9 protein-coding genes are annotated in these 8,048 nt (G+C 61.6%); 4 read left to right on the forward strand and 5 right to left on the reverse strand.

Annotation, left to right across the window (positions count from 1 at the left end):
- The 3 genes from AC1DO7_RS37310 to AC1DO7_RS37320 form a co-directional block, all read left to right on the forward strand.
- The coding region (locus AC1DO7_RS37310; protein ID WP_477117303.1) for an alpha/beta hydrolase family protein at positions 1 to 322 on the forward strand (322 nt) is incomplete at its 5' end.
- Entirely contained in the window at positions 319 to 1,365 is a 1,047-nt protein-coding gene (locus AC1DO7_RS37315; RefSeq protein WP_441621647.1) for an Ldh family oxidoreductase, read from the forward strand. The genes AC1DO7_RS37310 and AC1DO7_RS37315, both read left to right, overlap by 4 nt.
- A gap of 188 nt (positions 1,366 to 1,553) precedes the next feature.
- The gene (locus AC1DO7_RS37320; protein ID WP_441621649.1) at positions 1,554 to 2,417 is read left to right on the forward strand and encodes a helix-turn-helix transcriptional regulator; all 864 of its coding nucleotides are present in this window, start codon (positions 1,554 to 1,556) and stop codon (positions 2,415 to 2,417) included.
- Positions 2,418 to 2,442: 25 nt separating this feature from the next.
- Here AC1DO7_RS37320 and AC1DO7_RS37325 read toward each other — a convergent pair whose 3' ends face one another.
- From AC1DO7_RS37325 to AC1DO7_RS37335, 3 genes are all read right to left on the reverse strand, one after another.
- A complete protein-coding gene (locus AC1DO7_RS37325) occupies positions 2,443 to 3,579 on the reverse strand; it encodes an acetamidase/formamidase family protein (protein ID WP_477117304.1) in 1,137 nt (378 codons plus the stop codon).
- A gap of 75 nt (positions 3,580 to 3,654) precedes the next feature.
- Complete coding sequence (locus AC1DO7_RS37330; protein WP_441621653.1) at positions 3,655 to 4,305, reverse strand: c-type cytochrome; 651 nt, start codon at positions 4,303 to 4,305, stop codon at positions 3,655 to 3,657.
- Between the two features lie 34 nt (positions 4,306 to 4,339).
- On the reverse strand, positions 4,340 to 5,347 hold the full coding sequence (locus AC1DO7_RS37335; protein ID WP_441621655.1) for a Bug family tripartite tricarboxylate transporter substrate binding protein: 1,008 nt from the start codon (positions 5,345 to 5,347) through the stop codon (positions 4,340 to 4,342).
- Between the two features lie 306 nt (positions 5,348 to 5,653).
- Here AC1DO7_RS37335 and AC1DO7_RS37340 point away from each other — a divergent pair, with 306 nt between their 5' ends.
- On the forward strand, positions 5,654 to 6,433 hold the full coding sequence (locus AC1DO7_RS37340) for an alpha/beta fold hydrolase (RefSeq protein ID WP_441621657.1): 780 nt from the start codon (positions 5,654 to 5,656) through the stop codon (positions 6,431 to 6,433).
- A gap of 49 nt (positions 6,434 to 6,482) precedes the next feature.
- On the opposite strand, the gene AC1DO7_RS37345 is transcribed toward AC1DO7_RS37340, so the two are convergent.
- Positions 6,483 to 6,992, reverse strand: coding sequence for a GlcG/HbpS family heme-binding protein (locus AC1DO7_RS37345; RefSeq protein WP_441643522.1), 510 nt, complete (start codon positions 6,990 to 6,992; stop codon positions 6,483 to 6,485).
- Positions 6,993 to 7,064: 72 nt separating this feature from the next.
- Positions 7,065 to 8,048: porin (locus tag AC1DO7_RS37350; protein WP_477117305.1), on the reverse strand; the 984-nt coding region annotated here is incomplete at its 5' end.

The raw sequence follows: 8,048 nt of genomic DNA on the forward strand, positions 1-8,048 counted from the left end.
GCGTAGCAATCTGCCTGCTGGGAGTTTTATGGAATTCCCGTTCGAAGTGGTAGARAGCATGCTGCGCTTCCAGCCAAATGCCGTGGTTGGCAACATCGCTCCGCGTCCGCTCCTCCTTTTGCACCCTGCGGATGATTCAGTTACCCCCACGGATCAGTCGATCGGCTTGTTCCGCAACGCAAAGATGCCGACGGAGTTGCATCTGCTGTCGGAAATCGATCACTTCATTTTCTCCGATGACAACCGTGCGGCGCTGAATCTTGTCACGGAATGGCTGCACAAATTCTTCCCGGCTCGCAGCATGCGTTCGGAGGCGGCATGACTGCGCGCCCACCAAGCTTGACCAGCGGCACTGATCTACAAGCCCTTGCCAAAGCGCTGCTAGTCTCCGCCGGCCTTGAGGGGTCGGCTGCGGCCCTCGTGGCAGAAGGCCTGGTATGGGCTGACATGCGTGGTGCGCCAGGACATGGCGTATCTCGCATCCCGCAGTACATTGCGTGGTTGACCTCCGGCGAGATGAATGGTCAGGCGCATCCGCGTGTCGGGCTCGATTTGCCCGCCTTGATGGTCGTCGAAGGCGATCGCTGCGCCGGCGCGCTGGGCATGCGCTTCGCCGCCGGGCGAGCGATGTCCGGCGCAAGGCAAAGCGGTGCCAGTCTGGTGCTCCTGCGGGAGACGACGCATACCGGCGCTCTTGGGTTTCACACAGCGCATGTGGCCGGCGCAGGAATGTTCGCCATGGCGATGGCCGCGTCGGCACCACTCATGGCGTACCATGGCGCCGCTGTGGCAGGCGTCTCGACAGCGCCAGTGTCAATGGCGAGCCCGGGACTGGACTCGCCAATCGTGTTCGACATGGCGTCGGGTGCCATTGCTTTCGGCAAGCTGATGCAGGCACGTGCTAGCGGGCAAGCGCTTGAGCCGGGCTGGGCAATCGACGCCATGGGCAATCCGACCACCGACCCGCACAAGGCAACGACCCCGCTGCCACTTGGCGGCCCGAAGGGTTCCGGCTTGGCGCTGATGGCGGAGATCGCGTGCAGCCTCCTGACCGCCCACCCCATCCTGGCGCCGGCGCTGCAGGCCGGAACCGCCGCGCGTGGCCACACGCAAAACGCGTGGATGCTCGTTGTGGACATCGCCCAGGTGGTCGACCCAGCCGTGTTTCATGCGCAGCTAGCCGATCTGACAACTGCCATCCACGATCTCCCCGCTTCTGCCGAGGGGCCTCCACGGCTGCCTGGAGAGCGCGGCCATGCCGCTGCAAAGGAGCGCAGCGTCAACGGGATTGCGCTGGCGCCGGCGACCGCAGACGCGCTCCGGAACCTCGCCCGCCAGGCAGGTATCTGCACTCCCTGGGTATAGCAATGCGCGCCGTGAGGCTGACAAAGCACAAAACAACATCTCCCTTGACGATATCGCGGGTCTGACATAATCTCGCTGCAAACGTTTGCACCAAAAAGGGGGGCTCGTGGTGGGCGCACAAGCAATTTGTGCGCTTCGTGTCTACGGTTTGTCCGCCTGCCCTCTTGGCGGTTTGAGGAGACACTTGAATGGAAAAAGACCGTCAGATACGGATCGTCCACGGCGGCTTTGGTCGTGCCACCCTGCATCGCATCTCGGGACCGTTGGTCGCCCATGCCCATGCGGAATTTCATCTGATCTTCAAGATCGGTGGCACGGACGCACATTTCAAAATTGACAATCAACCAGCAACGCTTACCGACAACTGCGCCCTTCTAATCAACCCTTGGGAGACCCACGCGAAGAGTTCGAAGGAAGGACCGCCTTCCCTATTGCTGGCTTTGCTGCTGGACCCGGAATGGCTTGGCCGGACGCTCGGCGTGGACAATCCAGCCATCGCGCTACGATTCCGTGACACGCAGGTACGAATGGATGCAGATACCATCGCGTCGCTGATGATGCTTGGTACGTACCTGGCCCGCGATTTGACTGACGACGCAAGAATCGGGGCGTTCGACTGCGAGGTTGCCATCGCGGAGCTGGCGCGCAAAGTGTCCGCCGATCATCTCCAGCGGAGGTCAATGACCGAAGTGCTGGCAAACACGAGGCCACTGGACTATCGGATAAAGCGTGCGACCGAATTCATTCGGAGCCACGCGAGCGAGAATCCTAATGTTGATATGGTCGCCAGCGCCGTGGGCATGTCCCGCAGCCGGCTCTTCCACCAGTTCAAGGCTTGCATGGGCATCTCGCCTCAACAGTATCTCGATTGGATCCGCATAGGCATCGCCACGCAGCTACTGGCAGAGAGGCACGCCACCATCGGTGACGTCGCTCATCAACTCGGATTCAGCGCGCAAGGGCATTTTACGCGCTTCTTCGTCCAACACCTGGGACTCAGCCCTTCGGAGTTCCGCCGCACCGGCATACCAGGCAGTGCGGCGGCGGACTGAGGCATACGCCCGGCACGCACTGCGCTCAGCCGCGTAGAGAACGTGACAGCTTTTCCTGGATCGCGGCATCGAAGATAGCCTTTGGCAGCATGCCGTGCACGGTCTTCGCAGGAATCGAAGTGTAGTTGCTGTTCGTTTGGTTCGAATACTGCGTGATGCGGAAATTCGAGGTGATGCTGGCAAGCGAATAGACATCTTGTCGATCCATGCCGGTCGCGGCGCTTACCCAGTCAAGCATCTGCCGCAGGCTCGCGACCAGCGCCTCATCGAGGTTCTTGCCGAAGCCAAGGATGATCCAGTGACTGGGCGTCTCCGCCATTGGCAGCGCCAGGGGCCGTTGCTTGTGCAGGATGTACTGGATCTGCATGTCTTCCATCGCTGTTTCGATGGCGGTCTGATTCACCACGCCGTCGCCTTGCGCAGCATGCGAATCGCCAGTCCAGACCATCGCACCTGGCCGCTGGACGGGCAGGAACAGTGACGTCCCTTCGACCAGTTCCCGCAATACCAGATTACCGCCGTACGGGCCGCTGAGAATGCCACTGACCGRCTCGTCGCCCGCCGGTTGCACGGCCATCACGCCTTGGAACGGCGCGAGCTTGATGCGGATGCCCGGCGCGAACTCGGTGTATTGACGGTTCTCTTCGAACTTGAAATAGCGCAGGTACGGCTTGGAAAAATCGCTCGGCAGCGCGCCGACGCCTTTGGGCGCCGAGTTCCAACCCCAGCCAATTGGACGCAACTTGACCATCCGGCACTCCACCACATCGCCGGGCATCGCCCCACGCACTTCAACTGGTCCGATGTTCGAGTACGGTCCCTGCGGAAATCGCTTGCGCACAGGTTCTCGATCCTCGTAGCTCATGCCATACTCTGCCCCGTTTGCCCAGTTGACCCATGTATTGGGATACTTCACAAGATCGCCCGAATCGATGCTGGCGATGGGCGCGGCTTTTGGGTCGAGAATGCCGACGCGCACGGTTTCGTTGGCGGACTCGATCCGGTGGGTCTTGCCGGGCCGGATCACGGGCAGGGCATTGGTACCTGGCGCAGCAGGCGGCACGCTCCGCCCTGCCGTCGCCTGAGCTCCCGCTTCCAGCGCAGCGGCACCGAGTCCAAGCGCGCCGGCTGCCTTGAGCCAGTGTCTCCTGTCGATCTTCATGGTTTTGATTTCCTTTCATTGAGCCATCCGGGCATCCGGGCATCAGCTCGGTGCTGGACGGCGATGTGCAACAAATTAGAGAAGCTGCGCCAAGTACTGCGCAACCGCGACAATTTCCTCGTCGGTCATCAGCGGCACCAGCAGGCTCATTAGCTTGCCCGGCCCGCCGCGCGTGCCCGACTTCCATGCGTGCAGTTGCTTCACCACGTAGTCTGGCTGCTGGCCTGCAATACGCGGAAAGTCGGGCGCGATACCCTCTCCGTTGGGCCGGTGGCACGAAACACAAGCCGGCAGTCCACTGGCGGGATTGCCCTTCCAGTAGATTGCCTTGCCGGCCTCGACCAGTTGCGGCCGGGCGGCCTGGCCGTGCGCCGGCGGCTGCTGGCTGAAATAGCGCGCCACCTCGCGCATCTGCGCGTCGCTCATGTTCTGGACCACTGCAGCCATGGTGGCGTCCTGACGTAGCGCCGGCCCGTTGGCGCCACCCTTGAACTGCCGCAGTTGCTTGAACAGATAGTCCTCGTTCTGGCCAGCCAGACTCGGATAGCCTTTCCCGGTGCTCTGGCCAGTGATGCCATGGCACGCGGCACATACCTGCTCGACCACGAGCCGCGCGGGTGACGCGTCGCTCGATTCCGACGCCGCTTGAGCGAGCGACGGCAAGGCCAGCGCGCACAACGCCAGCGTGCAGGCAATCAGCCGCCGGCGAACCATGGGAAGTTTCACGTCTGAGCTCCTCGCAACAGGGTCGTCGCCCTGTCTAGTTCAGATATCCACCGGTCTTGGCTACGATCTGATGCGCGCGCTGCGTCTCGCGCGTCAGTCGCGTAGTCAGCCCGGCCACGCCGGCCTGACTGAAGGCGGTGTCGACGCTCAAGCCTTCCATCTTTGCGCGGATAGCAGGATCGTTCATGATCGCGCGAATCTCGGACCGCAGGGTATCCACCACCGGTGCCGGCGTGCCCTTGGGGCAAAATACGCCATACCAGACTGTGATGTCGTAGCCGGGAATACTCTCTGCTACTGTCGGCACCCCTGGCAACGTCTTGAGACGACTCGCGGCACCCACGGCCAACATCTTCAGCTTGCCCGATTTCACATGCGGAATGTACTCAAGCAGAGGGCCCGTCGCCAGGTCAATGTGACCAGCGATCATGTCGTTGATCGTCGGGCCACTGCCCTTGTAGGGAATATTGGTAATGTCGACCCCGGCCATCGTCTTGATCATTTCGAGCGGATAGCTGGCCGGGCCGCCGTAGTTGATCTTGCCGGGGTTGGCCTTGGCGTAGGCAATCAACTCAGGGACAGACTTGTAAGGCGTGTTTGGATTCGTGACGAGCACCAGCGGTGATTCGCCCAGCGGCGCGACAGGCAGCACGTCGCGCGTCACGTCATACGGAAGCTTTCGATAGAACGCCGCATTGACAGCATGAATGCTGTTCAGAATGCCAATGGTGTGGCCGTCTGGCGCAGCGCGTACCAGCGCTTCCGCACCAATGTTGCCACTCGCACCTGGCCTGTTTTCCACGACGACAGGTTGTCCCAGCGTGGTCGACAGGCGCTGTGCCACCGTCCTGGCCAGTACGTCATTGATGCCGCCCGGCGGAAACGGCACGATGAAGACCATGGGCTTCGACGGCTTCCAGTTGGCCTGTGCGCTGGGGTCAGCCGATGCCGCACTGGCGGCGCCAGCCCACGTCCCGGCGATCGCCGCCGACAGTGTCGCGATCACCGCAGCAACGACGGCGACACGCTTGGTTTTCTTCATGGGTGCGGTGCGAAATGTTGAAGACGTTCGACTTGGCATTGACTCTTATCTCCTCGTGAATCTCTGTACGTGGGCGGCTGCGTTTGCCCGATTCGTACTCTACTGATTCGAGCAGAAGTCGCTTCCCAATTTGGGGAGCCGTTTACCAAAACGTCCTCCGTTCTGCGGCTCCGATACATCCGCCGGCCACTGCCGCATGCCGCATGGACAGGTTCTTACCGGATGGTCCGAGAACTTGCAGGCGGATCGCTGGTGACGCCGGCCGTCATGCAATATGGACGCCCATCGATAAGGGGAGGAAACGTAATGCTTCACACCGAGAAAAAAGATGTGGTCTCCATCGGCCACGGCCCAAACCATGTTATCGCCCTGCATGGGTGGTTCGGTCATGCACGAGGCTGGGGGCCCCTGGTAGATGTACTCGACGTCGAGCGATTCACCTACGCCTTCATCGACTACAGAGGCTATGGGACCCGGCAGAACATGTTGGGCAGGTTTGACTTGCAGGAGATCGCCACGGACGTGTTGAACTTGGGCGACGAGCTGGGTTGGCATCGCTTTTCGCTGATCGGTCATTCCATGGGAGGCAAGGCCATGCAAGGCGTCGCCTTGCTGGCCCCCACCCGGGTCCAAGCTATGGTTGGCATTGCTCCGGTGCCGCCGACACCGACACCGTTCGACGCGCCGACACGCGCCCTGTTCGAGCGCGCCGCGAACGAACTGGAAGCACGAGCCGCTGTCCTCAACCATTCGACCGGCGATCGTCTGAGCCGATACTGGGTGGACAGGATGGCCCGCGCTTCAACGCGGCATGCCGATGTCAACGCCTTTGCCGCTTATTTCCGGGCCTGGGCGGACACCGATCTCTCTGCAGACATTGCGGGCACCAGCATCCCAACGCTGTTGCTGGTGGGTGAGCATGACCCGTCGCTGACCACTGATGTCATGGCACAGACGTACGGGAAGGCGTTTCGCGATCTGACCATCGATGTCATACAAAACGCCGGACACTATCCGATGGATGAAGCCCCAGTGGACCTTGCTACGCGGATCGAGCGATTCCTGATCCAGCGCCACGGCCTGTAACTGACGCAATATGTCACGTGCCCCGAGTTGCTCGGGGCAGGCTATCAGATCAGGGGGCCTCGGTGGCACCGATTGCTGCCAAGCCGCGGCGCCCGACCTCTTCGTCCGCATCCGAGGGCCCGCCGCTGACTCCGATTGCGCCGACAAACCGGCCTTCAACATATACACCCAGGGACCCTTGCGACGGGAAGACCGGTCCGCCATACACAAGGGAGCTCATCTGGCCGAAAACGATGGGGTTTGCCTGATATCGTTTTACAAGCTCGGCTCCAGACACTCCACCAGTCGCTGCTGAAGCGATTGCCTTGCCGCGTGCGACATCAAACGTCGCAAACGGCGCCCCGTCCATTCTTACGCCGCTTAGAAAATGGCCGGAAGCGTCGACTATGACAATGCTGACAGCTAGTTTTCGGTCCTTGGCAAAGCGACTGGCGGCATCCGTAAGCCGAACCGCTGCGTCCGCGCTAAGGGTCTGCAACTGTGTCGTGTCTGCCGCAGACGCGACCGACGCGCAGATAAAGTGCATGCCCAAGACCAAGGCGATACCGGGAAGCTTCATGATTTTCCTATGATTGATGTCTCTTCGAGGCACCGTATCAGGCCGGCGCCAGTGCCGGCCTGACGGCCTGGATCAGAAGAGGTGCCGCATGCCCATCATGACCCCGCGCGGATCGCTCACGCTGGTCGCAGTGACCCCGTTCGGGATGTTGGAGAACGTGTAGTTTGCAAGATTCGTATTCCAGATCTTGCTTGCGTTGGCATAGAGCGTAGTGCGCTTCGACATGGCGTACTGGTAGCCGATCGAGGCCTGCTGCCCACGATTCGGTGTGCCCACCGATTCTTGAAAGCCATACGCCAGCAGCACCAGGCCAGCTCCGCCCACAGGAATGGTGGCGCCAATATGGAATCCGCGGTCCTTGAGGGTAGATTGCCCAGGTACCCAACGCGTAGCTTGGCGCACGTTCGCAAACAGCTTCACCAAGGGAAATTCATAGGTGGCGCCAAGTGCGCGCTCGTCCCGATCGGCACCCGCCACGGCACTAATGCTGTAGGTGCGTTCGTATGCGACGCCCAGCCACAGGGGACCGCGCGAATAGGTAAGGCTGCCGGCCGCCAACGTGTCGGCATCACGTGGGGCGTCGGTCCGTTCAGCGCCGAACGAGTAGATGGCGCTCCCCTGCAGCCCGCCAAGCTCCGGGCTCTCGTACCGGATAGAGTTGTCGGCACGTGCGGTCAAGCTACTGCCAGCAGGACCGCTATTCTGCAGGCGTCCCAAGGGACCATATGGCGAGAAGCCGAAGGCCGATGCCTGCCCCTCGATGTAGTAGATCGGCGTGTTCTGGCGGCCGAGTGTCACCGCGCCCCATTCGTTGCTGCTCAGACCGACCCAGGCCTGGCGCCCGAACAGACGACCACCTTGCTGCGCTGTGCCGCTGTCAAGTGCGAGGCCGGTCTCCAGCGTGAAGACCGCGGATACGCCCTTCCCCAGTTCCTCTTTGCCACGCAGGCCCCAGCGCGACTGATACAGGCCGCCGTCTTCCACGCGCGCAACATGGCTCGCACCGGTATTGACGTACTCCATGTACTGATCGGCTACACCATACAGGGTTACCCC

This window comes from Cupriavidus sp. 05N40 (genome assembly GCF_056397305.1).